This is a genomic window from Atlantibacter hermannii, from assembly GCF_009907385.1.
In the GTDB taxonomy this organism is placed as follows: domain Bacteria; phylum Pseudomonadota; class Gammaproteobacteria; order Enterobacterales; family Enterobacteriaceae; genus Atlantibacter; species Atlantibacter hermannii_A.
Genome location: NZ_JAAATR010000019.1, coordinates 12,932 through 35,696, shown reverse-complemented (window position 1 = coordinate 35,696; position 22,765 = coordinate 12,932). Strand labels below are relative to the sequence as shown.

The window sequence follows — 22,765 nt, the reverse complement described above, 5'->3', positions numbered from 1 at the left end:
CCGGCAATCAGGAGGCAGCGATAAACAGCTCGCGCAGCTGATGCAGCTGATCGCGAATGGCCGCCGCCTCCTCGAACTCCAGATTTTGCGCATGTTGCAGCATCTGCGCTTCCAGCTGATGGATTTTCTGCTGCAATGCTTTTGGCGTCAGCGCCAGTTCTGCTGCTTCCACCTCGGCGGCGCTGCGTGCTTTCCCCTTGCCTTTGTTGCGGGTTTTGGCGATGCCGCTGCCCAGCGAAAGAATATCCACCACCTTCTTGTTAAGCCCCTGCGGCACGATGCCGTGCTCTTCGTTATAGCGCTGCTGTTTCTCGCGACGACGCTCGGTCTCGCCAATGGCTTTGGCCATCGACGGCGTGATTTTATCGCCGTAGAGGATCGCCTTGCCGTTAACGTTACGCGCCGCGCGGCCAATGGTCTGGATAAGCGAGCGCTCGGAACGCAGGAAGCCTTCTTTATCGGCGTCCAGAATCGCCACCAGCGAAACTTCCGGCATATCCAGGCCTTCGCGCAGTAAGTTGATCCCCACCAGCACGTCAAACTCGCCCAGACGCAGGTCGCGGATGATTTCCATACGTTCAACCGTATCGATATCCGAGTGCAGATAGCGCACCTTCTCGCCATGCTCTTCGAGATATTCGGTCAGGTCTTCCGCCATGCGTTTGGTCAGCGTGGTGACCAGCACGCGCTCGTTGATGGCGGCGCGCTTGCGAATTTCCGACAGCAAATCGTCCACCTGGGTCGCCACCGGACGCACTTCGATAACCGGATCGAGCAACCCGGTAGGGCGCACCACCTGGTCAATAATCTCGCTGCCGGATTTTTCCAGCTCGTAGTTGCCCGGCGTGGCCGACACGTAAATGGTCTGCGGGGCCAGCGCTTCGAATTCTTCGAATTTCATCGGACGGTTATCCAGCGCCGACGGCAGCCGGAAGCCGTACTCTACCAGGGTTTCTTTACGCGCCCGGTCGCCGCGGTACATCCCGCCGATTTGCGGGATAGTCACGTGGGACTCATCCACCACCAGCAGACCGTCGGCGGGCAGGTAGTCAAACAGGGTCGGCGGCGCTTCGCCCGGCCCGCGCCCGGAGAGATAGCGCGAGTAGTTTTCAATGCCCGAGCAGTAGCCCAGCTCGTTCATCATCTCTAAATCGAACTGGGTGCGCTGGGTCAGCCGCTGTTCTTCCAGCAGCTTATTGTTCGCCAGCAGCACTTTGCGGCGATCCGCCAGCTCCACCTTGATCTCTTCCATTGCCTGCACGATGCGCTCGCGCGGCGTGACGTAGTGGGTTTTCGGGTAGATGGTAAAGCGCGGGATCACCCCTTCCACCTGGCCGGTAAGCGGGTCGAACAGCGACAGCCGCTCCACTTCCTCATCAAACAGTTCCACGCGCAGCGCCACGTCATCCGATTCCGCCGGGAAGATGTCGATCACCTCGCCGCGCACCCGGAAAGTACCGCGCTGGAACGCCTGATCGTTACGGGTGTACTGTAATTCCGCCAGCCGACGCAGAATAGCGCGCTGGTCGATAATCATGCCGTTAGTGAGGTGCAGCATCATCTTGAGATACAGGTCCGGGTCGCCCAGACCGTAGATGGCGGACACCGAGGCCACCACCACCACGTCCCGGCGCTCGAGCAGCGCTTTGGTGGCGGATAAACGCATCTGCTCAATGTGTTCGTTCACCGAGGCGTCTTTCTCGATGAACGTATCCGAGCTCGGCACATAGGCTTCGGGCTGGTAGTAATCGTAGTAGGAGACGAAATACTCCACGGCGTTGTCCGGGAAAAACTCTTTCATTTCGCCGTACAGCTGCGCCGCCAGGGTTTTGTTGGGCGCCAGCACCATGGTTGGGCGCTGCAAATCGGCAATCACATTCGCCACGGTGAACGTTTTCCCCGAGCCGGTTACCCCAAGCAGCGTTTGATGGGCAAGGCCATCCTCAAGCCCCTCTTTCAGACGGCGGATCGCCTCTGGCTGGTCGCCGGAGGGCGTAAAAGCGGAATTGAGTTTGAAGGGTTTGCTCATGGGATACCTGACGCGTTGCGAGGGGAATGGATAATTTTACTCCCTCACGGTCAATTTGCCAACGCAAAAGACTGGATAAAAAACCAGTACAGGATAGACTTGAGATAAGACAAATAATTAGCCGTTGCCAGTCGCTGAAAAGACGCAAACGCGCCATTTCACTGGCTGACAGGGGTTATCCCCAAACGAACCGGGTTTTTAACATTTGTCAAGCAAGGTAATGAAAGTTTTATGGCAGGCGATGACACTTTTTTGACAACCATTGATTTTATATAATTTGTTGGAAAATAAGCTAAATATTTATCAGCCGCCTTTCGCGTCAATTCATGCGCAGCCCGCGTGTTCTCTCGCTTCCCACCAGTTTTCTAACTCTAATGCACAAGGTTATCCACAGGAATAGTGGATAAGTGGTTGCAGCCCTGATGCCCTGCCGCCCGGCAGAAACCCTGCTTTTGGTGTGCCGGTTGGGTAAAAAAAAATTTATCGCTAATTCTGGTGGTTTTTTGCCAAACCTGGCACGCGGGGCAAAATCGTTGCGCAACCGTAGCGGCCGGTAGAATCCCGCTGCACCAGCGCTGAATGTTAAAGCACTGTTAAAGTGCAGCGCTATCTTGCGTTATCACGCGTAAAAACGGGAATACGCCGAATGTGTGAGTTTATTCTTAATTTTTCCTCTCCTGGCTAATCGGCGACCACACTGGCAGAAGAATTGCAGCATCCTCAAACCCGCCGCGGTATAACTCAGGAGCGCTTATGTTGAGTTTGCATTCAGTGAATCAGTTTTATGGCGAACGCCATGTTTTGTGGAATGTCGATCTGGAGATGCTGCCGGGAGAGTGCGTTTGCATCACCGGCGCACAGGGAATGGGCAAAACCACGCTGCTGAACTGCATTACCGGGCATCTGCCGGTCCGGAGCGGCACGATCGTCTGGCGGCATGGCGCGCTGGCGCCGCAGCAGTTGAACGACGCCAGCGCCGATATGCGCGCGGCGCTGGGTATCGGCTACGTGCCGCACGACCGGCGGATTTTTTCCGGCCTGACGGTAGAGGAGAATCTGCAAATCGCCCTGCGCGCCGCCGGTGACACCCACGGCGCGATCCCGGAATCAACCTTTTCGCTGTTTCCCGAACTTTATCCGCTGCGCCACGCGCGCGGCGCGGTGTTGAGCGATGAAAATCAGCAGCGGCTGGCGCTGGCCAATGCGCTGGTGGCCCAGCCGAGGTTGCTGATCCTGGATGAGCCGACGCGCGGCAACAGCGCCGGGTTTATTCACAAGCTGGGGGATGTGCTGCTGCGGTTGAACCGCGATTTCGGCCTGTCGATATTGATGGTGGAGCAGCGGATGTCGTTTATCCGCCGCGTCGCCGGGCGCTTCTGTCTGTTGCACAAGGGCAGAAGCGTGGCCCAGGGCAGCGTGTCGCAGCTCGATAACCCGCGCCTGCTGCCCTTGATTCACTGCTAATCCAGCAGGGAGATATCCAGAAAACGGCCTGTATCCTGCGTAAACGGGTCGTCAAGCCACGGGATTTCTCCCAGCATCGGCGCGGGGATACGCGCCTGAAGCGAGGCTAAATAGTCCTGATGACGCGCGCCGGGCGGCGCAACGTCATTGGCGATCCAGGCCGCCAGCCGCAGCCCGGCGGCCTGCACTGCGGCGGCGGTCAGCATGGCGTGATTGATACAGCCCAGCTTAACGCCCACCACCAGGATCACCGGCAGCTGTTGTTCCCTCGCCCAGTCGGCAAAGGTGTACGTTTCACTGAGCGGAGTAAACCAACCGCCCGCGCCTTCCACCTGCACCCAGTCGGCTTTCTGTTCCAGCGCCGCCAGCCCCTGCGACATCACGGCGCGGTCAATCGCGATACCAGTAGTGCGGCTGACCAGGTGCGGCGAAGTCGGTTCTTCAAACACATACGGGTTAACTTCGCGATATCCCAGTTCCAGCGAACTGTTGCGCTGAAGCGCCAGCGCATCGCCGTTGCGCACGCCATCAGGGGTGAGGTCGCTGCCGGAGGCGACGGGCTTATACCCGGCGGTGCGATAGCCCGCGCGGTTTGCCGCCTGCAACAGCGCGCAGCTGGCGACGGTTTTGCCCACTTCGGTGTCGGTTCCGGTGATAAACCAGCGTTTATTCACGGATGATTACTCCACAAAAAAGTTGATAGGTCAGCGGAAAGCGTCCGCCCTGCTGCGGCCAGGCCAGCGCCAGCTGCTGTAGCTGGCGACGGGTCAATACTCGGTTTTCACGTCCACGATGCAGATGGGTCGCGCCGATGCCCTTCAGCGACTGCATGGCGCTGAGCGGATCGGCGAAATGCAGCGTCAGCGGGCTTTGCTGCCAGTGCAGCGGGTACGGCGCGCAGGCTTCCCGCACTGTCCCGACGGGCAAAAACGTATTGGCGTGGCAGGCGTTATCCACGTCGCGCCACGCCTGGTGCAGCTCGTCGAGGGATCCGGCAACCAGGGTGCTGAAGGCGATACGTCCGCCGGGACGCGTCACCCGCCACAGTTCGCGGATCCCAGCGGCAAGATCGCCGCACCACTGCACCGCCAGGTTGCTCCAGGCTAAATCGACGCTTTCCGCTGCCAGCGGCAGGTTTTCAATATCGCCCTCCAGGTAGCGCTGCGCCGCCTGATTCGCCTCGGCGGCGCTCAGCATCGCGTCGGAGAGATCCAGCGCCGTCACGTCACTCCCCCGCTGCTGCCAGTAGCGGCTGAAGTAGCCGGTGCCGCAACCCGCGTCGAGCACCCGGGCAAACGATGTTTTATCCAACAGGCGCAACAGCCGCTCGCCGCTTGCGCGCTGAAACGCGGCGTGCTTGTCATAGTGCGCGGCGGCGCGGCCAAAGGCGGCGGCGACAGCGGATTTATTCACGGGTGATGTCATGGAGCGCCTCCAGCAGTGCGTCGATATCGCTTTCGGTATGGGCAGCGGTGAGAGTAATACGCAAGCGGGCGCTGCCCGCCGGCACCGTCGGCGGGCGGATGGCGGTCACCCACAGCCCGCGTTCGCGCAGGCGGGCGGCCAGTTGCAGGGTGCGTTGGTTGTCCCCGACGATAATCGGCTGAATGGCGGTTTGAGAATCGGCTAACCGGAGCGGGATATCCGCCATCCGACGGCGAAAACGCGCGATATGGGCCTGAAGCGCGGCGCGTTGTTGATCCGCCTGCCGGATCACCGCAACGGCGGTTTGCAGCGCGTGCGCCTGGGCGGGCGGCATGGCGGTGCTGTAAATCAGGTGGCGGGCGAACTGCAATAAGTAATCCGCCAGATCCTCACTGCACAGCACCGCCGCGCCGCTCAGGCCAAAGGCTTTGCCGAAGGTCACCACCAGAATATCCGGTTTGACGTTTGCCGCCGCACAGCTGCCGCGCCCGCCCTCGCCCACCACGCCGATGCCGTGGGCGTCATCCACCATCAACAGCGCGTTGCGTTTTACCGCTGCGATCTCCGCCAGCGGCGCGCGGTCGCCATCCATACTGAATACGCCTTCCGTGATCGCCAGCTGCAGGCCGGTCAGGGGTTTGTCCAGCAGCGCTTGCAGAGCATCAACGTCGTTATGGTGAAAGCGGCGCAGGGTCGCCGGGCTTAAGCTCGCGGCCTCCAGCAGCGAAGCGTGGCTCAGCCTGTCGGCGACAATGCGATCCTCTTTTTGCATGAGCGCGCCAATTACCGCCTGATTCGCCGAAAATCCGGAGATAAATAACAAGGCGCGCGGATAACCCAGCCACTCGGCCAGGGTTTGTTCCAGCCGGTGATGCGTCTGGTGGAAGCCGGTCACGTGCCCGGAGCCGCCGCTGCCCACGCCGTAGCGCTGCGCGCCCTGCCGCCAGGCCTCAACGAGAGCCGGATGGCGGCTTAATCCCAGATAGTCGTTACCGGAAAAATTGCGGTAGCGTCGGCCCTGGTGGATAAACCCCGTGGCGTCGCTTTCCCCGACGATCCGGGCGCGCAGGGCGTTGACCGCCCGTCGTTCGTCAAGGGCGGCAGTGATGCGCTGATGCCAGCTCATACCGCCGCCGCGTTGTAGTAATCATCGGTATCCGGCGTCTGGAGCTGCGCTTCCAGCCGTTGCTGCTGCTCGTTATCCCCCACCAGCACCGCCGTTTGCGCCGGGTTAATCCCCAGCTTGCGGAACAGTTGCAGATCCTTATCCTCTTCCGGGTTCGGCGTGGTCAGCAGTTTGCAGCCGTAGAAAATCGAATTAGCGCCCGCCATAAAGCACATCGCCTGCGTCTGCTCGTTCATCTGCTCCCGCCCGGCGGAAAGGCGCACAAACGAGGTCGGCATCATGATGCGCGCGACCGCGATGGTGCGGATAAAGTCAAACGCATCGACGTCATCGTTGTCCGCCAGCGGCGTGCCTTTTACCTTCACCAGCATGTTGATCGGCACACTTTCCGGCGGGGTGGGCAGATTCGCCAGTTGCAGTAATAGCCCGGCGCGATCGGTAACGGTTTCCCCCAGCCCGACGATGCCGCCGGAACAGACTTTGATCCCGGCGTCACGCACCTTATCCAGGGTATCGAGACGCTCCTGATAGCTGCGGGTGGTGATGATGTTGCCGTAGAACTCCGGCGAGGTGTCGAGGTTGTGGTTGTAGTAATCCAGCCCCGCCGAGGCCAGGCGCTGGGCCTGGTTATCCGACAGCGTGCCCAGCGTCATACAGGCTTCCAGCCCCAGAGATTTAACGCCCTGCACCATCTGCTCCAGATAGGGCATGTCGCGTTCGTGGGGGTTTTTCCAGGCCGCGCCCATGCAAAAACGGGTCGATCCGGCGGCTTTGGCCTTGCGCGCCGAATCCAGCACCTGTTCCACTTCCATCAGTTTTTCGGCTTCGAGGCCGGTTTTGTAACGCGAGCTTTGCGGGCAATATTTGCAGTCTTCCGGGCAGGCCCCGGTTTTGATCGACAGCAGCGTGCTGACCTGTACCTGGCGCGGATCGAAGTGCTGACGGTGGACGGTCTGCGCCTCAAACAGCAGATCGAGGAGCGGTTTTTCAAACAGTGCAGTGACTTGCGACAGTGTCCAGCGTGGGGAATCAGCCATCTTGCTTCTCCAAAAACGGTGTTGCTTCTTATCGGTTCGGTGTAGACTCGTAAACCTAATTCTTTTTAAAATGGTTTACAAGTCATGATAACGCAACAGGACATTGCCTTCGACCAACAGCATATCTGGCATCCGTATACTTCGATGACCCGGCCGCTTCCGGTGTATCCGGTGGTGCGGGCCGAGGGATGCGAGCTGGAGCTGGCAAGCGGCGAGCGGCTGGTGGACGGCATGTCATCCTGGTGGGCGGCGATCCACGGCTATAACCATCCGCGCCTTAACGCGGCGATGAAAAACCAGATTGACCAGATGTCCCACGTGATGTTCGGCGGCATCACCCATCCTTCCGCCATTGCGCTGTGCCGCAAACTAGTCGCGATGACGCCCGCTGCGCTGGAGTGCGTCTTCCTGGCGGATACGGGTTCGGTCGCGGTGGAAGTGGCGATGAAAATGGCGTTGCAGTACTGGCACGCCCGGGGCGAGCCGCGCCAGCGTTTTCTGACCTTCCGTCACGGCTATCATGGCGACACGTTCGGCGCGATGTCGGTGTGCGACCCGGATAATTCGATGCACAGTTTGTGGAAAGGCTATCTGCCGGAAAACCTGTTCGCTCCGGCGCCGGCCAGCCGTTTCGACGAGGAATTCGACGAGCGGGACATCGCCCCGTTCGCCCGGTTGATGGCGGCCCATCGCCACGACATCGCCGCCGTTATTCTTGAGCCGATCGTGCAGGGCGCGGGCGGGATGCGCTTTTACCATCCTGAATGGCTGCGGCGCATCCGCAAGATGTGCGACCGCGAAGGCATCCTGTTGATTGCCGATGAGATCGCCACCGGCTTTGGCCGCAGCGGCAAGCTGTTCGCCTGTGAACATGCGGGCATCACCCCGGATATTTTATGCCTCGGCAAGGCGATTACCGGCGGCACCATGACGCTTTCCGCCACGCTCACCACCCGCCATGTCGCGAATACCCTCAGCGATGGCGCAGCGGGCTGCTTTATGCACGGCCCGACGTTTATGGGTAACCCGCTGGCCTGCGCGGTTGCGGCGGAAAGCCTGGCGATCCTCGAAACCGGCGCATGGCGCGAACAGGTCGCTGCGATTGAAAAACAGCTCAACGCCGAGCTGGCTCCCTGCCGGGAGTCGCCGCAGGTGGCGGATGTGCGGGTGCTGGGCGCGATTGGCGTGGTGGAGACCCGCGCCCCGGTTGATATGGGGCGGCTCCAGAAATTCTTCGTCGAACAGGGAGTGTGGATCAGGCCGTTTGGCCGGCTGATTTACCTGATGCCGCCGTATGTGATTGCCCCAGAGCAGTTAAGCCGGTTAACCGCCGCCGTGGCGAAAGCCGTTAACGACCCGACGCTGTTTCGCTGATCTCAGGCCCAATGCACTATACCCGTCATACTTCAAGTTACAGGTGCGTTGGCTGCGCTCACGCACCCCAGTCACGTACTTATGTACGCTCCTGGGGATCCCCTCCCTTGCCGCCTTCCTGTAACTCGAATTATTTAGGGTATACACTTCGTGAAGTGAAAATTCATTCCAACCGCTTAAGGAGCGCCTATGAAATTATTCAGTCGGGACCTGACGGACGGCGAAAAGCTCCCGCTCCGCCATGTGTTTAACGGCATGGGATACGAAGGCGATAATATCTCCCCGCACCTCGCCTGGGACGAGGTGCCGCCGGGCACCAAAAGTTTTGTCGTGACCTGCTACGATCCGGACGCGCCGACCGGTTCCGGCTGGTGGCACTGGGTGGTGGCGAATTTACCGGCGGATACGCGGGTACTGCCGCAGGGATCGGGCTCAGGCCAGGCGGCGTTGCCGGAGGGCGCGGTACAGACCCGTACCGATTTCGGTAAAACAGGCTACGGCGGCGCAGCGCCGCCGAAAGGCGAATCCCACCGCTATATTTTTACGGTCTATGCATTAGATGTAGAGCGTATCGAGGTAGATGAAGAGGCCAGCGGCGCGATGGTTGGCTTTAACGTGCATTTCCACACTCTGGGCAGCGCCTCGCTGACCGCGATTTACGTGTAGTGAAGCGGCGGCCTTGCGCCGCCGCCTCTGCCTTACAGGAAATCAGGCAGCAACGCCGCCAGTCGCCGCTGGCTGAGCAAAGAGATTGCCGCCTCGATATCCGGCGCGAAGTAGCGATCCTGAGCGTAACAGGTCACTTTATCGCGCAGAATATGCCGCGCCTTTTCCAGAATCGGGCTGGATTTCAGTCCTTCACGTAAATCTATCCCCTGACAGGCCGCCAGCCACTCCACCGCTAACACGCCGCGGGTGTTGCTGGCCATCTCCCACAGCCGACGTCCGGCGGCGGGGGCCATCGAAACATGGTCTTCCTGGTTGGCCGACGTCGGCAGGCTGTCCACGCTCGACGGGTGCGCCAGCGCTTTGTTTTCGCTGGCCAGCGCCGCCGCCGTGACCTGGGCGATCATAAACCCGGAGTTCACCCCGCCGTTTTTCACCAGGAACGGCGGCAACTGCGACATATGTTTATCCATCATCAGCGCGATGCGCCGCTCGGACAGCGCGCCGATTTCCGCCAGCGCCAGCGCCAGGTTGTCGGCCGCCATCGCCACCGGTTCGGCGTGGAAATTGCCGCCGGAAATGACCTCTTGTTCTTCGGCAAACACCAACGGGTTATCGGATACCGCGTTAGCTTCCACCAGTAGCACCTCCGCCGCCTGGCGCATTTGGGTCAGGCATGCGCCCATTACCTGCGGCTGGCAGCGCAGCGAGTACGGATCCTGCACTTTTTCACAGTTGTGATGGGACCGGGCGATTTCGCTGTCGTCGGTCAGCACGTGACGGTACAGCGCCGCGCTGTCGATTTGCCCTTTCTGGCCGCGTACCGCGTGGATGCGGGCGTCAAACGGACGACGCGAGCCAAGCACCGCTTCGGTGGTTAACGCTCCGCTAACCACGGCGGAGGCGAACAGATCTTCGGCCTCGAACAGGCCGCGCAAGGCAAATGCGGTGGACGCCTGGGTGCCGTTGAGCAGCGCCAGGCCCTCTTTCGCCGCCAGCGTGATCGGCGTTAACCCGGCTTTGGACAGCGCCTCAACGGCGGGCAGCCACTCGCCCTCGTAGCGCGCCTGCCCTTCACCCAGCAGCGTCAGGGACATATGCGCCAGCGGGGCCAGATCGCCGCTGGCGCCTACCGAGCCTTTCGCCGGAATGCGCGGATAAACCCCGGCATTGACCAGCGCCTGGAGCGCCTGGATCACTTCCAGCCGGATGCCGGAATAACCGCGCGCCAGGCTGTTGATTTTCAGCACCATGATCAGGCGTACCAGCGCGTCGTCCAGCGCCTCGCCTACGCCCGCCGCATGGGATAACACCAGCGAACGCTGTAGATTCTCCAGATCTTCACTGGCGATGCGCGTCGACGCCAGCAAGCCAAAACCGGTGTTGATGCCGTAAGCGGTGCGGCCTTCGGCAAGGATATCGTTAACGCACTGCACGCTGCGGTTGATGTCGTCAAACGCGCCGTCATCCAGCTCCAGCTTGAGAGGCGCGCTGTAAATCTGGCGCAGATCCGCCAGGCTCAGCTGGCCCGGCGTCAGTCGAAGAGTACGCATTATTTTTTCTCCTGGGTTGCCGGCACCATTGGTAAATTCAGGCCCTGCTCCACCGCGCAGTCAATGGCGCTCGGGTAGCCCGCGTCGGCATGGCGCATCACGCCGGTAGCCGGATCGTTGTGCAGGACGCGGGCGATACGCTGAGCGGCTTCGTCAGTGCCGTCGCAGACGATCACCATGCCCGCATGTTGCGAAAAGCCCATGCCCACGCCGCCGCCGTGGTGCAGCGATACCCATGTCGCGCCGCTGGCGGTGTTTAACAGGGCGTTAAGCAGCGGCCAGTCGGAGACTGCGTCGGAGCCGTCGCGCATGGCTTCGGTTTCCCGGTTCGGGCTGGCGACCGAGCCGGAGTCCAGATGGTCGCGGCCAATCACAATCGGCGCGCTGACTTCGCCGCTGCGCACCATTTCGTTAAACGCCAGGCCGAGCTTCTGCCGCCACGCCAGCCCGACCCAGCAGATACGCGCCGGCAATCCCTGAAAGCTGATGCGCTCGCGGGCCATGTCCAGCCAGCGATGCAGATGCACATCGTCGGTAATCAGTTCCTTCACTTTGGCATCAGTTTTGTAGATATCTTCCGGGTCGCCGGACAACGCCACCCAGCGGAACGGGCCAATACCGCGACAGAGCAGCGGGCGAATAAACGCCGGGACAAAACCGGGGAAATCAAAGGCGTTTTCCACCCCGCTCTCTTTGGCCATCTGGCGCAGGTTATTGCCGTAATCAAACGTCGGAACGCCCATCTGATGGAATGCCAGCATCGCCTGCACGTGCTGCGCCATGGACTGTTTCGCCGCCCTGATGACGCGCTCCGGCTCGTGGGTTCCGGCCTGCTGATACGCCTCCCACGTCCAGCCCGCCGGCAGATAGCCGCGCAGCGGATCGTGGGCGCTGGTCTGGTCGGTGACCATATCCGGGCGCACGCCGCGTTCTACCAGCTGCGGCAGGATCTCCGCCGCATTGCCGCACAGGGCGATGGAGACCGCTTTCCCCTCCTGGGTATAGCGCTTGATGCGCGCCAGCGCGTCGTCCAGCGAGTCAGCCTGTTCATCCACATAGCGGGTGCGCAGGCGGAAATCGATACGGCTTTGCTGGCATTCAATGGTCAGCGAACAGGCGCCCGCCAGGGTCGCGGCCAGCGGCTGCGCGCCGCCCATGCCGCCCAGCCCGGCGGTTAACACCCAGCGGCCCTGCAGATTGCCGTTGTAGTGCTGGCGTCCAGCCTCGACAAAGGTTTCGTAAGTGCCCTGCACGATGCCCTGGCTGCCGATGTAGATCCAGCTACCGGCGGTCATCTGCCCGTACATCGCCAGACCTTTGGCGTCGAGTTCGTTGAAGTGCTCCCAGGAGGCCCAGCGCGGCACCAGGTTGGAGTTGGCAATCAGTACGCGCGGCGCGTTGCTGTGGGTGGTGAATACCCCCACCGGCTTGCCGGACTGCACCAGCAGAGTCTGATCGTCTTCCAGCTCTTTTAACGCCTTGATGATGGCGTCGTAGCATTCCCAGTTGCGCGCCGCACGACCAATACCGCCATACACCACCAGCGCGTGAGGGTTTTCCGCGACGTCAGGATCGAGGTTGTTCATCAACATGCGCAGCGGGGCTTCGGTCAGCCAGCTTTTGGCATTTAACGTGGTGCCTCGTGGGGCGCGAATTTCACCTTCGCGGTATTTATCGTGCTGCATGACCAGCTCCTTAAACAGGGTGACAGAATGTAGAGGACTATACTTGTATAGACATTTAAAAATGTAGCCTTACTGGTGTGATGACCCTGTGCAGGCCATCACATAATTAACAAAACGGTTACATCATCAGGACATGAATCGCCCTTGCAGGCGGTAGCGGGAACCGGGAAACAGCAGTCGCGCATAGGAGACAATGTGGTTGACCGACCAGGTGCGGCGGCGGATCAGCAGGCACGGCTCGTCGGCGTCGATGCTGAGCCAGTCGCGCTCCTGCTGGCTGGCGCGCACCGCTTCGACGATATGCTCGCCCTCGGTTAGCGGCGCGGCCTGTGACAAATAGGCATGCGGCGTGGTGAGGGTGAAATCCTGCGCCAGATAGTCCGGGGCCGCGTGGGTGTTCACTATCCTGTCCTCAATTTGCACCGGCACGTCGTTTTCATAATGCACCAGCAGCGAGTGAAACACCGGCGAGCCTTCCGCCAGACCCAGCGCCGTGGCCTGGCGGGCATCGGCCTGAATCCGCTCCAGCAGCAACACCTCGCTGCGGTGGCGATGATGACGCGCGGCGATCTCATCGGCAATACTGCGAATTTCAAACAGCGCCGACTGGCCTTTCGGCTCGGCGACAAAAGTCCCGACCCCCTGCAAACGCACCAGCAGCCCTTCATCGGTAAGCTCGCGCAGCGCCCGGTTGATGGTCATGCGGCTAAAACCGAACTGCTGCACCAGCTCCGCTTCGGACGGAATGCGGTCGTGGGGCTTCCAGACACCGGCATGAATATTGCCGCTGATGGCCTGTTTTACTTTTTCGTAAAACGGCACCGGCTCCTGCGCCACAGCCAGACGGGGTTGAGATGAAAACATAATGAGTCAGCGTTCCTTATCCGTGATTATCCGCATCAGACCACTGGTGGACGATTTGCCACGCCAGCCGCGCCGCCACTTTTGCGCCGAGACTGTCACGATCAAACTCCGGGTTAAATTCCACCAGGTCGACGGCCTGAAGCTTCGGGCTGCGGCACAGGGGTTCCAGCAGCGTTAACAGCCTGTCCAGCGGGATGCCAAGGCCAGCGGGCGCCGATACCGCAGGCATCTGCCAGCCCGGCAGCGCATCCAGATCGATGGTTAAATAGATTTTATCTGCCCACGCCAACAGCGCGGCAATCTGCGTCGCCGCCTGAGGTTGTTCCGGGCGCTGGCAGTCCGTGTCCCGGATGATGTTGACGTTAAGCCGGGCGGCTTCATCCAGCAGCGCCTGGGTATTGGCGGCGGGATTAACCCCGATGCAGGTGTAATTAAACTCGCGCCCCTGCTGCTCACAGTGCAGCGCCAGCTGGCGGAACGGCGTGCCGGAGGTGGCCCGGGCGGCGCGGCGTAAATCGAGATGGGCGTCGATATTGATAATGGCGATGCGCGCGTCGGGCCAGGCGTCGAGCACGCCGCGCCCGTGACCAAAGGCGGTTTCATGACCGCCGCCGAACACCAGGGTGCGCATCCCGGCCTGCTGGCACTGTTGTACCGCGTCGCTCAGCGCATCCTGCGCGGCTTCCAGCGCATCCGGTTGAGCGTGAATATTACCCAGATCCACCAGACGGTCGTGGCCGCGATGGCTGGCCATATTCGCCAGCGCGCTGCGTAACGCATCCGGTCCCTTCTGCGCGCCGGGCCGACCGTGATTGCGCTTCACGCCTTCGTCGCAGGCGAAGCCCAGCAGCGCGATGCCGTCAGCGTCAGGGACAAACGCCGTGCGGTGTTGGATGGTCTGAAACACGCGCAGCGCGTTGTCGGCTTCCGCCAGATCGTTGCGGCCCTGCCATAGCGCGGCGGATGCAGGTTGCCAGAGCGTCACAGGGATTTCCCCTCTGAAAATTGCGCTTCGCCGCGATAAACCCGGCAGCGCAGCGGATTACGGCAGGGCTCATAAACCATTTCCACCGGCTGTTCGGCATCCCAGACGATAAAGTCGGCGACAAACCCGGCGGCAAGTTGGCCGTGGGTATGCTGCTTTCCTGTCGCCCGCGCGGCATGGCGCGTCACGCCTGCCCAGGCTTCTTCCGGCGTCAGGCCAAACTGCACGCAGGCCATATTCATCGCCAGGTGCAGGCTGGCAAACGGGCTGGTGCCGGGGTTGATATCGGTGGCGACCGCCATCGGCACGTTGTGCTGGCGCAGCAGATCCACGGGCGGACGCTGGGTTTCGCGCAGGAAATAGAACGCGCCGGGCAGCAGCACCGCGACGCTGCCAGCCTGCCGCAGCGCCAGTACGCCCTGCTCGTCCAGATATTCAACATGATCGGCGGACAGGCCGTGGTATTTCCCCACCAGCGCCGAACCGCCCAGATGAGAAAGTTGTTCAACGTGCCCTTTCACCGGGATGCCCAGCGCCCGGGCAGCGGCGAACACCCGTTCGGTCTGCGCCACGCTGAAACCGACGTTTTCGCAAAACGCATCCACGGCGTCGAACAGTTTTTGCTCCCATAGCGCGGGCAATATCGTGTCACAGACGTAGTCGATATAACCGTCGGGATCGCCTTTATATTCCGGCGGCGTGGCGTGAGCCGCCAGCAGGGTGGCGCTGATCTCTACCGGATTATCGGCCGCCAGTTGTCGCGCCACCCGCAGCATTTTCTCTTCGTCGTCCAGATTCAGACCATAGCCCGATTTCACCTCGATCGTCGTCACCCCTTCACGCATTAGCGCATTCAGCCGCTGCTGCGCCGAGTGCTGCAACTGTTCGGCAGACGCGGCGCGGGTGGCTGTAACGGTGGCGTTAATCCCGCCGCCCCGGGCGCTGATTTGCTGGTAGGACACGCCGTTCAGCCGCTGTTCCCACTCCTGGGCGCGGTTACCGCCGTAGACCAGATGGGTATGGCAGTCGATCAGCCCCGGCGTCACCAGCCGCCCCTGCAGGTCGATGATTTCACACGTGGGGTCAGACAGCGCGGGGGTCACGGCCAGGATCGCGCCGTGGCGGACAATCAGATCGTGATGTTCCAGCAGGCCATAGGGCGTATCGATAGCCGGGTTGAGGGTGGCGATACGCCCGTTGCGCCAGATAACATCACCGGGAAGCAGGGTTATGGTCATGATGTTCGCTTGTCATGGGTTGTCTATACATTTATTGGCAACCTGCCGGACTTGTCAACCTGGCTGCCATTCACAGTTCACGAAAGCGTGGATAAAATTAACTTTTTAGCGCTTTAGCTTCCCGTTTTAATCAAGTTAGGTTAAAAAAGCAGGCTATTTCAGCACTCATCCCTTTTGACACAGCAAGGAGCATCCCTTGAACAGATTTTCGGTTTCCCGTCTGGCGCTGGCTTTTGCCGTTGGCGTGACACTGACCGCGTGTAGCTCAACGCCGCCGGACCAGCGTCCGTCCGAGCAGGCAGCGCCAGGCACCGCATCGCGCCCGATCCTGTCGGCTAACGAAGCGCAGAACTTTGTCGCAGCGCGTTATTTCTCCGCCATGGATCCGAACGCGGCACCGTGGTCGCCGGTGAGAATCGCCGTTCCCGCTCAGCCTGACTTTGTGGTCGGCCCGGCAGGCACCGCAGGCGTGACCCATACCTCGATTCAGGCGGCCGTGGATGCAGCGATTATCAAGCACACCAGCACCCGTCAGTACATCGCGATTATGCCGGGCACTTATGAAGGCACCGTGTATATTCCTGCCTCATCAGGCAGCGTGACGCTGTACGGCCTGGGTGAAAAACCGGCGGATGTAATTATCGGCGCGGCGCTGGATTCCGAAATGGATCGCGCGACCTGGCGTCATACGGTGAATCCGTCAGGCAAATACATGCCGGGCAAACCGGCCTGGTATATGTTCGATAACTGCCAGAACCGCCGCGAAGCCACCATTGGCCTGATGTGCTCCGCCGTGGTGTGGTCCCAGAACAACGGGCTACAGCTGCAGAATCTGACCATCGAAAACAATCTGGGCGACAGCGTGGATGCCGGTAATCATCAGGCGGTCGCGCTGCGCAGCGATGGCGACAAAGTGCAGATCGATAAAGTGAACATTCTGGGCCGTCAGAATACCTTCTTTGTGACCAACAGCGATCTGCAAAACCGCATCGTGAACAACCGTCAGACCCGCACGCTGGTGACTAACAGCTATGTGGAAGGCGATGTGGATCTGGTTGCCGGTCGCGGCGCGGTGGTGTTCGATAACACCGAATTCCGGGTGGTGAATTCCCGTACCCAGCAAGAAGGCTACGTGTTTGCTCCGGCAACGCAGCCGAACATCTGGTACGGCTTCCTGGCGACCAACAGCCGCTTCGTGGCAAGCGGCGACGGCGTGGCGCAGCTGGGCCGCGCGTGGGATATCGACGCGTCTGAAAATGGCTATACCGCTAACCAGAGCGCTAACGGTCAGGTGGTTATCCGCGACAGCGTGATTAACGAGGGCTTTAACAAAGCCAAACCGTGGGGCGACGCGCTGGGTTCTAAACGTCCGTTCGCGGGCAATACCGGCACGATGGCGGATGACAAACTGCAGCGCGAGTTGAACGACAACAACTTCAACCGCATGTGGGAGTTCAACAACCGCGGCCTGGGTAGCCAGGTGGTTGCCGAGCCGAAGCAGTAATAAAAAAGGCGCATGAAAACTGCGCCTGATGACAGAGCGGACACGCCTCAGGCCTGTCCGCTTTTTTTATGCCCTTAGCGCGCGTCGATCACCACCCACATCGGGCCCTGACCCACGGCATAGCGCCCGACATCGCGCAGCAGGCCCTGCGCGCCTTCAATCGCATGCACGGAAATATGGTGCGATTTCTGCCCGGCGGCGATCAGGAACTTACCGCTGTGATCGATATTAAAGCCGCGCGGCTGGGTTTCGGTCGGGTGGAACCCTTCCACCGCCAGCACGCTGCCGTCTTCGGATACGCTGAACACCGTCACGATGCTGGCGGTACGGTCGCAGGTATACAGATGGCGGCCATCCGGGGTGATATGAATATCTGCCGCCCAGCGGGTGTCGGCAAAGTCCGGCGGCATAATGTCCAGCGTCTGGATGCATTCAATTTTGCCGTTCGGCGACTGCAACGCCCAGACGTCTACGGTGCCGTTCAGCTCGTTCACGCTGTAGGCAAACTGGTGGTTCGGGTGGAACGCCATATGGCGCGGACCTGCGCCTTCCACGGTATTGAGTTCCGGCGGGGTTTGCGCGGTCAGGTTGCCGTCATCACTCACGGTAAACAGGCAGATGCGATCCTGCTTCAGGGCAGGTACCAGCAGGGTGCGGTTATCTGGAGAAATGTTCGCCGAGTGGCAGCCATCCAGCCCTTCCACCACATCAACCACCTCGCCGGGGATGCCGTCGTTCAGCGGCGTCACGCTGACGCAGCCTGCGCCGTAGGAGCCGCTGAACAGGAATTTGCCGTGGTGATCGGTGGAAATATGGGTCGGGCTGCCGGGCAGCGCCGCTTCCGCCTCAACGGTTAATGTGCCCTCGTCCGGGGAGATGCGGTAGGCGATGACGCGAAATTCCGGGCGCACGCCGACGTAGAGGTAACGCTTATCCGGGCTGATGACCATCGGCTGCACCTGGCCTGGCACATCGACCACCTGCAACAGCGTGAGCTCGCCCGTTGGGTTAAGACGCCAGACGTGGATCTGCTGGCTTTCCGGGCTGGCGGTATAAACGGTTTGTTTCATGAATACTCCTTTCCTCACGTGAGCGTTAAGTCTTCAAAAGGGTAGCGCGTTTTGTCGCAATGTGCCGAAGGCGAAACGGTGATTTTGACCCGGCGCGGTTGCGGTGTACCATCAACCGAACCTTTTCTGAACAATACCTGACGGGAATCTGCCCATGCCCTATCGTGTCATCGCCCTTGATTTAGACGGAACCCTGCTCACGCCGCAAAAAACTATTTTGCCGGAATCGCTGGAGGCGCTAAAGCGCGCGCGCGAAGCAGGTTATCAGGTGCTGATTGTCACCGGTCGCCATCATGTCGCCATCCATCCTTTTTATCAGGCGCTGGCGCTGGATACACCTGCTATTTGTTGTAATGGCACTTATTTGTATGATTATCATGCAAAAAACGTACTGGCAGCCAACCCTATGCCCGCCAGTGAAGCCCGGCAGCTGATTGATGTGCTGGAGCAGCACCAGGTTCACGGCCTGATGTACGTGGACAACGCCATGCTGTACCAGTTGCCGACCGGGCACGTATTGCGCACCGAAAACTGGGCGCGCAGCTTACCGGAACATCAGCGTCCGGTGTTTTTACAGGTGCCTTCCCTGCGCGACGCGGCGCAGCAGGCCGACGCCATCTGGAAATTCGCGCTCACCGATGCGGATCTCGGCAGGCTGCATGAAGTGGTGGCGCACATTGAAGAAAAATTCGGCTTTGCCTGCGAATGGTCGTGGCACGATCAGGTGGACGTGGCGCTGGCGGGCAACAGCAAAGGCAACCGCCTGGCGCAATGGGTGGAGTCCCAGGGCATGACCATGCAGGACGTGGTGGCGTTTGGCGATAACTATAACGATTTAAGTATGCTGGAGCGCGCCGGGCTCGGCATCGCCATGGGCAATGCCGACCAGGCGATTAAAGATCGCGTTAATACGGTGATCGGCCTGAATACCGAACCGAGCATCGCAGAAGCGATTTACCAGCACCTGCTGTGATCAGGCGGTAATCGACACGCTTTTGATTTGCGCGTACAGCCACTGGCCCGCTTTGATACTCAGTTCGTCCCGCGCCCAGGGGCTGATGCGCGCCCACAGCGTCCGGGTGCCAACGTCCAGCTGCACTTCCACCTGCCCGTCATCATCCAGCAGATTGACCACTTTCGCCCGCAGTACGTTGCGGATGCTGCTGTTTACCGGCGGTTGCAGCACCAGCGACACGTCTGACGCCTGAATCCGAATGCGCAGCGTTGACTGCAACGGCTTATCGATACGGTTGACCCAGATATGCTGGTCGCCCAGCGCCAGCGCGGTCATGGCGTAATGGGGATGGTGCTCCAGCACGCTGACTTTCAGCACGCTGCTCTGCTGTTCGCGCGGCAGCCATGGGTGCATCACCGCGCTGCCCCATACCGATTCCAGGCTGCCAAAGGCTTTCACGCTGCCGTTATCCAGCACCAGCACGTTATCGGCAAGCTGGACGATCTCTTCCAGCGAATGGCTGACATAGAGCATCGGGGTCTGAATTTCTCGCGTCAGCCGCTGAAGATAGGCCAACAGTTCGCGTTTGCGCGGGATATCCAGCGAGGCCAGCGGCTCGTCCAGCAGCAGCAGCTCCGGGGCGGTTAACAGCGCGCGGCCAATTGCCACCCGTTGTTTTTCGCCGCCGGACAGCGAACCGGGCAAGCGATCCAGCAGAGGTTCAATGCCCAGCAGCGCCACCAGCTTATCGAACTGCCCGGCCATGGATTTCGCCATGCCGTAGCGCAGGTTGCCGCTCACTTTATAGTGCGGGAACAGGCGCGCGTCCTGGAATACATAGCCGACCCGGCGCTTTTCCGGCGGCAGGAAAATCTTTTGTTCCGCGTCGCTTAACACCCGGTCGTTAAGCACAATCCGCCCGGATTCAGGGCGAGTCAGCCCGCAGATAGCGTTAATCAGCGAGGTTTTACCCGCGCCGGAGACGCCGAAAATCGCCGTCACGTCCTGGCCCGGCAGGGTTTCATTAACACTCAGGTGATGGCTGCCCAGCGTCTGGGAAAAATGGAGTTCCAGCATAATCAGTTCCCCATCCGCTTACGGCTAATCCGCGCCAGCCACTCGGCGATCATCAATGACATCACCGCCAGCACGATGGAAATCAGGCACAGCCGCGCCGCCGCGCTTTCGCCGCCCGGCGTCTGGATCAGGGTATACATGGCGGAGGGAATGGTGCGGGTTTCACCAGGAATATTGGAAACAAAGGTGATGGTCGCGCCGAATTCGCCCAGCGAACGGGCAAAAGCCAGCACGGTGCCGGCAATAATGCCGGGTAAGGTCAGCGGTAACGTGATGGTGAAAAACACCCGCCAGCGGCCTGCGCCGAGAGTGCGCGCCGCCTGCTCAAGTTTTAAATCTACCGCTTCCAGGGCCAGGCGGATCGCGCGCACCATCAGCGGGAATGACATCACACCGGCGGCCAGTACCGCGCCGCGCCAGCTAAAGGCGAAGGTAAGACCAAACCAGTCGTACAGCCACTGGCCGATAAACCCGCGCCGGCCCATCGCCACCAGCAGTAAATACCCCACCACCACCGGCGGCAGCACCAGCGGCAGGTGGATCAGGCTATCGAACAGTGATTTGCCGGGGAAGCTACATCTTACCAGCACCCAGGCACACAAGATCCCGAAGGGCAAACTGATTAATACTGCAATTGATGAGACTTTAAGGCTCAGCAACACGGCCTGCCATTCGGGTTCCGTTAAGATCATGAGTGAGTGGTAAATCCGTATTGTTTAAAGATTGCCGCCGCCTGCGGCCCTTTCAGGTAATCGTAAAACGCCTTAACCTCGGCGTTATTATGCCCGTCGATGATGGCCATTGGGTATTCCACTTTTTTGTGGGAACCCTCCGGGAAGGTGCCCACCACCTTCACGCCTTTACCGGCGACCGCGTCGGAGCCGTAAACGATGCCGAGCGGCGCTTCGTTACGCTCCACCAGCGCCAGCGCGCCGCGCACGTCTTCCGCCGGCGCCAGGCTCGGGCTGACGTTATCCCACGCGCCCAGTTTTTGCAGCGCTTCTTTGGCGTAAATGCCTGCCGGAACGTGTTCCGGATCGCCCACCGCCAGACGGCCGCCTTTCAGCAGGCTTTGCCAGTCGGTTTTCTCATTAATCGCGATATCGCCCTGCTGGCTCGCTTTCGGCGCAACGACCACCAGGCTGTTGCCCAGCAGCGTTTCGCGGCTGGCGGCGTCGATGGTTTTTTTATCGCTGGCGTAATCCATCCACTTCTGATCGGCGGAGATAAACAGATCCGCCGGTGCGCCCGCTTCAATCTGCCGCGCCAGGGTTGATGACGAAGCAAATGAGGACACCACGTCCACCTGCTTCTCTTTTTTGTACTGGGTGGCGATATCCTGCATCGCGTTAGTCAGGGACGCCGCCGCAAATACGGTGATTTTGCCGTCCGCCGCCAGCGTTTGGGTCGCAAGCCCCAGTGACAGGGCAATACCCGCCGTCAGTTTCAACCATTTATTAGCCATGTGCTTCTCCATTGAGCATCGTTATGTAGCGAGCAATATAACGGTGCACATCAGATATTCAAAGTATTAATCGGCAAAATGTGAGGGGACTTGAGAGAAAACGCCCGGATAAACCGGGCGTTGGGGGAATCAGCGCTGCTGCTTTGAGCGGTCTTTATGACCGACAGTGGAGAAGACGTTAAACACTTCGCCCAGGCCATAAATCAAACCCAGGATGATCGCCATCACCACGGGCACCATGATTACGGCAAACACCAGACTTTTCAACAACTCGAACATGGTAGCCTCCAGAATACAGGGAGCGTTATTTTAACGTCCCTCATAAAAAACGCACTCTCCTTTTTGTGCCATTTGCGTCGCCGTCCGGCTTTCAGTCACAATAGCCGTTTTACCAGGAGCCGGATATGCAAGCGGAAATTCTTCTTACTCTTAAACTCCAGCAGCGCCTGTTTGCTGATCCGCGACGCATTGCGCTGCTTAAACAAATAGAACATACCGGTTCAATTAGCCAGGGCGCGAAACTCGCCAACATCAGCTATAAGAGCGCCTGGGACGCCATCAACGAGATGAACCAGCTCAGCGACCAGCCGCTGGTGGACCGGGCGACCGGCGGCAAGGGCGGCGGCGGCGCGGTGGTGACCCCTTACGGCAAGCGCCTGATCCAGCTCTACGATTTGCTGGGGCAAATTCAGCAGAAAGCCTTTGACGTGCTGAGCGACGACAGCCTGCCGCTGGACAGCCTGCTGGCGGCCATCTCGCGGTTTTCTCTGCAAACCAGCGCCCGTAACCAGTGGTTCGGTACCGTGACCCATCGCGATCGTCACTCGGTGCAGGAACATCTCACCATTTTGCTGGCGGATGGCGTTACGCGTTTAAACGCGGCGATTACCGCGCGCAGCGCGGAACGGCTCGGGCTGGAGACGGGCCGGGAAGTGCTGGTGCTGCTGAAAGCGCCCTGGGTAAACATCACCCGCGACGCAGCCCAGGCGGCGGACGCGGAAAACCAGCTCGCTGGCGTCATCAGCGCCGTTGAACATGCCGAAGACCAGAGCGAAGTGGTCGTCACCGTGGCCGGTGGTCAGCGGGTATGCGCCACGCTAACGGCTGCACAGGTCGCGGCGCTCAATCCAGAAGAAGGTGCTGAGGTCACAGCATTTTTTAATGCCGATTCTTTGATCGTCGCCACGCTGTGCTAAAACCCCGCGCCCGGTTGACAATTCCGGGCGCGCGACGTATCCCTGATGCTTA

21 protein-coding genes are annotated in these 22,765 nt (G+C 60.3%); 6 read left to right on the top strand and 15 right to left on the bottom strand.

What is annotated here, in order from left to right:
* Window positions 1-7 precede the first annotated feature (7 nt).
* Complete coding sequence (gene uvrB, locus GV764_RS06700; RefSeq protein WP_161659482.1) at window positions 8-2,029, bottom strand: excinuclease ABC subunit UvrB; 2,022 nt, start codon at window positions 2,027-2,029, stop codon at window positions 8-10.
* A 753-nt stretch (window positions 2,030-2,782) separates the two neighbouring features.
* Here uvrB and GV764_RS06695 point away from each other — a divergent pair.
* Window positions 2,783-3,493, top strand: coding sequence for an ATP-binding cassette domain-containing protein (locus tag GV764_RS06695; protein WP_161659481.1), 711 nt, complete (start codon window positions 2,783-2,785; stop codon window positions 3,491-3,493).
* Here the strand turns inward: GV764_RS06695 and bioD are convergent.
* Genes bioD through bioB form a run of 4 tightly spaced genes read right to left on the bottom strand, consistent with a single transcriptional unit; the run spans window position 3,490 to window position 7,081 of the window.
* Complete coding sequence (bioD, locus tag GV764_RS06690) at window positions 3,490-4,167, bottom strand: dethiobiotin synthase (RefSeq protein WP_161659480.1); 678 nt, start codon at window positions 4,165-4,167, stop codon at window positions 3,490-3,492. The two genes, GV764_RS06695 and bioD, sit on opposite strands and share 4 nt — an antisense overlap.
* Window positions 4,160-4,918 carry a malonyl-ACP O-methyltransferase BioC gene (gene bioC, locus GV764_RS06685; RefSeq protein ID WP_161659479.1) on the bottom strand — a complete coding sequence of 253 codons (759 nt, stop codon included), beginning with the start codon at window positions 4,916-4,918 and terminating at the stop codon, window positions 4,160-4,162. Before bioC ends, bioD begins: the two co-directional genes overlap by 8 nt.
* On the bottom strand, window positions 4,899-6,044 hold the full coding sequence (bioF, locus tag GV764_RS06680) for an 8-amino-7-oxononanoate synthase (protein WP_161659478.1): 1,146 nt from the start codon (window positions 6,042-6,044) through the stop codon (window positions 4,899-4,901). Before bioF ends, bioC begins: the two co-directional genes overlap by 20 nt.
* On the bottom strand, window positions 6,041-7,081 hold the full coding sequence (bioB, locus tag GV764_RS06675) for a biotin synthase BioB (RefSeq protein WP_161659477.1): 1,041 nt from the start codon (window positions 7,079-7,081) through the stop codon (window positions 6,041-6,043). Before bioB ends, bioF begins: the two co-directional genes overlap by 4 nt.
* Before the next feature lie 84 nt (window positions 7,082-7,165).
* Here bioB and bioA point away from each other — a divergent pair, with 84 nt between their 5' ends.
* Together bioA and GV764_RS06665 are read left to right on the top strand one after the other, a co-directional pair.
* On the top strand, window positions 7,166-8,455 hold the full coding sequence (gene bioA / locus GV764_RS06670; protein WP_161659476.1) for an adenosylmethionine--8-amino-7-oxononanoate transaminase: 1,290 nt from the start codon (window positions 7,166-7,168) through the stop codon (window positions 8,453-8,455).
* Between the two features lie 189 nt (window positions 8,456-8,644).
* Window positions 8,645-9,121 (top strand): kinase inhibitor, encoded by a 477-nt coding sequence (locus tag GV764_RS06665; RefSeq protein ID WP_161659475.1) that lies wholly within the window; start codon window positions 8,645-8,647, stop codon window positions 9,119-9,121.
* A 32-nt stretch (window positions 9,122-9,153) separates the two neighbouring features.
* Here the strand turns inward: GV764_RS06665 and hutH are convergent, their stop codons facing one another.
* The 5 genes from hutH to hutI form a co-directional block, all read right to left on the bottom strand.
* Entirely contained in the window at window positions 9,154-10,674 is a 1,521-nt protein-coding gene (hutH, locus tag GV764_RS06660) for a histidine ammonia-lyase (protein WP_161659474.1), read from the bottom strand.
* A complete protein-coding gene (gene hutU, locus GV764_RS06655) occupies window positions 10,674-12,359 on the bottom strand; it encodes a urocanate hydratase (RefSeq protein ID WP_161659473.1) in 1,686 nt (561 codons plus the stop codon). Before hutU ends, hutH begins: the two co-directional genes overlap by 1 nt.
* 126 nt (window positions 12,360-12,485) lie before the next feature.
* A complete protein-coding gene (locus GV764_RS06650; protein WP_161659472.1) occupies window positions 12,486-13,223 on the bottom strand; it encodes a histidine utilization repressor in 738 nt (245 codons plus the stop codon).
* 16 nt (window positions 13,224-13,239) lie between these two features.
* Window positions 13,240-14,208, bottom strand: coding sequence for a formimidoylglutamase (hutG, locus tag GV764_RS06645; RefSeq protein ID WP_161659471.1), 969 nt, complete (start codon window positions 14,206-14,208; stop codon window positions 13,240-13,242).
* Window positions 14,205-15,446 (bottom strand): imidazolonepropionase, encoded by a 1,242-nt coding sequence (gene hutI / locus GV764_RS06640; protein ID WP_161659470.1) that lies wholly within the window; start codon window positions 15,444-15,446, stop codon window positions 14,205-14,207. Before hutI ends, hutG begins: the two co-directional genes overlap by 4 nt.
* Before the next feature lie 196 nt (window positions 15,447-15,642).
* Between hutI and GV764_RS06635 the strand changes: the two genes are divergently transcribed.
* Window positions 15,643-16,950, top strand: coding sequence for a putative acyl-CoA thioester hydrolase (locus GV764_RS06635; RefSeq protein ID WP_161659469.1), 1,308 nt, complete (start codon window positions 15,643-15,645; stop codon window positions 16,948-16,950).
* A 74-nt stretch (window positions 16,951-17,024) separates the two neighbouring features.
* Here GV764_RS06635 and pgl read toward each other — a convergent pair whose 3' ends face one another.
* Window positions 17,025-18,020, bottom strand: a complete 996-nt coding sequence (pgl, locus tag GV764_RS06630) for a 6-phosphogluconolactonase (protein ID WP_161659468.1) — start codon at window positions 18,018-18,020, stop codon at window positions 17,025-17,027.
* A gap of 154 nt (window positions 18,021-18,174) precedes the next feature.
* On the opposite strand from pgl, the gene GV764_RS06625 reads away from it, so the two are divergent.
* Entirely contained in the window at window positions 18,175-18,993 is an 819-nt protein-coding gene (locus tag GV764_RS06625) for a pyridoxal phosphatase (RefSeq protein ID WP_161659467.1), read from the top strand.
* Here the strand turns inward: GV764_RS06625 and modC are convergent, their stop codons facing one another.
* The 4 genes from modC to GV764_RS06605 form a co-directional block, all read right to left on the bottom strand.
* Window positions 18,994-20,052 carry a molybdenum ABC transporter ATP-binding protein ModC gene (modC, locus tag GV764_RS06620; protein ID WP_161659466.1) on the bottom strand — a complete coding sequence of 353 codons (1,059 nt, stop codon included), beginning with the start codon at window positions 20,050-20,052 and terminating at the stop codon, window positions 18,994-18,996. It abuts the gene before it with no gap.
* Window positions 20,053-20,054: 2 nt separating this feature from the next.
* A complete protein-coding gene (modB, locus tag GV764_RS06615; RefSeq protein WP_125292478.1) occupies window positions 20,055-20,744 on the bottom strand; it encodes a molybdate ABC transporter permease subunit in 690 nt (229 codons plus the stop codon).
* Window positions 20,741-21,517 (bottom strand): molybdate ABC transporter substrate-binding protein, encoded by a 777-nt coding sequence (modA, locus tag GV764_RS06610; protein WP_161659465.1) that lies wholly within the window; start codon window positions 21,515-21,517, stop codon window positions 20,741-20,743. Before modA ends, modB begins: the two co-directional genes overlap by 4 nt.
* 129 nt (window positions 21,518-21,646) lie before the next feature.
* The gene (locus GV764_RS06605; protein ID WP_161659464.1) at window positions 21,647-21,796 is read right to left on the bottom strand and encodes an AcrZ family multidrug efflux pump-associated protein; all 150 of its coding nucleotides are present in this window, start codon (window positions 21,794-21,796) and stop codon (window positions 21,647-21,649) included.
* Between the two features lie 125 nt (window positions 21,797-21,921).
* On the opposite strand from GV764_RS06605, the gene modE reads away from it, so the two are divergent.
* On the top strand, window positions 21,922-22,713 hold the full coding sequence (gene modE, locus GV764_RS06600) for a molybdenum-dependent transcriptional regulator (protein WP_161659463.1): 792 nt from the start codon (window positions 21,922-21,924) through the stop codon (window positions 22,711-22,713).
* Window positions 22,714-22,765: the final 52 nt, after the last annotated feature.

What these genes read in the sequence shown, in the direction of transcription:
- uvrB (WP_161659482.1), bottom strand. Translation starts at nt 2,029, where the DNA reads ATGAGCAAACCCTTCAAACTCAATTCCGCTTTTACGCCCTCCGGCGAC.
- GV764_RS06695 (WP_161659481.1), top strand. Translation starts at nt 2,783, where the DNA reads ATGTTGAGTTTGCATTCAGTGAATCAGTTTTATGGCGAACGCCATGTT.
- bioC (WP_161659479.1), bottom strand. Translation starts at nt 4,918, where the DNA reads ATGACATCACCCGTGAATAAATCCGCTGTCGCCGCCGCCTTTGGCCGC.
- bioF (WP_161659478.1), bottom strand. Translation starts at nt 6,044, where the DNA reads ATGAGCTGGCATCAGCGCATCACTGCCGCCCTTGACGAACGACGGGCG.
- bioB (WP_161659477.1), bottom strand. Translation starts at nt 7,081, where the DNA reads ATGGCTGATTCCCCACGCTGGACACTGTCGCAAGTCACTGCACTGTTT.
- bioA (WP_161659476.1), top strand. Translation starts at nt 7,166, where the DNA reads ATGATAACGCAACAGGACATTGCCTTCGACCAACAGCATATCTGGCAT.
- GV764_RS06665 (WP_161659475.1), top strand. Translation starts at nt 8,645, where the DNA reads ATGAAATTATTCAGTCGGGACCTGACGGACGGCGAAAAGCTCCCGCTC.
- hutH (WP_161659474.1), bottom strand. Translation starts at nt 10,674, where the DNA reads ATGCGTACTCTTCGACTGACGCCGGGCCAGCTGAGCCTGGCGGATCTG.
- hutU (WP_161659473.1), bottom strand. Translation starts at nt 12,359, where the DNA reads ATGCAGCACGATAAATACCGCGAAGGTGAAATTCGCGCCCCACGAGGC.
- GV764_RS06650 (WP_161659472.1), bottom strand. Translation starts at nt 13,223, where the DNA reads ATGTTTTCATCTCAACCCCGTCTGGCTGTGGCGCAGGAGCCGGTGCCG.
- hutI (WP_161659470.1), bottom strand. Translation starts at nt 15,446, where the DNA reads ATGACCATAACCCTGCTTCCCGGTGATGTTATCTGGCGCAACGGGCGT.
- pgl (WP_161659468.1), bottom strand. Translation starts at nt 18,020, where the DNA reads ATGAAACAAACCGTTTATACCGCCAGCCCGGAAAGCCAGCAGATCCAC.
- GV764_RS06625 (WP_161659467.1), top strand. Translation starts at nt 18,175, where the DNA reads ATGCCCTATCGTGTCATCGCCCTTGATTTAGACGGAACCCTGCTCACG.
- modC (WP_161659466.1), bottom strand. Translation starts at nt 20,052, where the DNA reads ATGCTGGAACTCCATTTTTCCCAGACGCTGGGCAGCCATCACCTGAGT.
- modB (WP_125292478.1), bottom strand. Translation starts at nt 20,744, where the DNA reads ATGATCTTAACGGAACCCGAATGGCAGGCCGTGTTGCTGAGCCTTAAA.
- modA (WP_161659465.1), bottom strand. Translation starts at nt 21,517, where the DNA reads ATGGCTAATAAATGGTTGAAACTGACGGCGGGTATTGCCCTGTCACTG.
- GV764_RS06605 (WP_161659464.1), bottom strand. Translation starts at nt 21,796, where the DNA reads ATGTTCGAGTTGTTGAAAAGTCTGGTGTTTGCCGTAATCATGGTGCCC.
- modE (WP_161659463.1), top strand. Translation starts at nt 21,922, where the DNA reads ATGCAAGCGGAAATTCTTCTTACTCTTAAACTCCAGCAGCGCCTGTTT.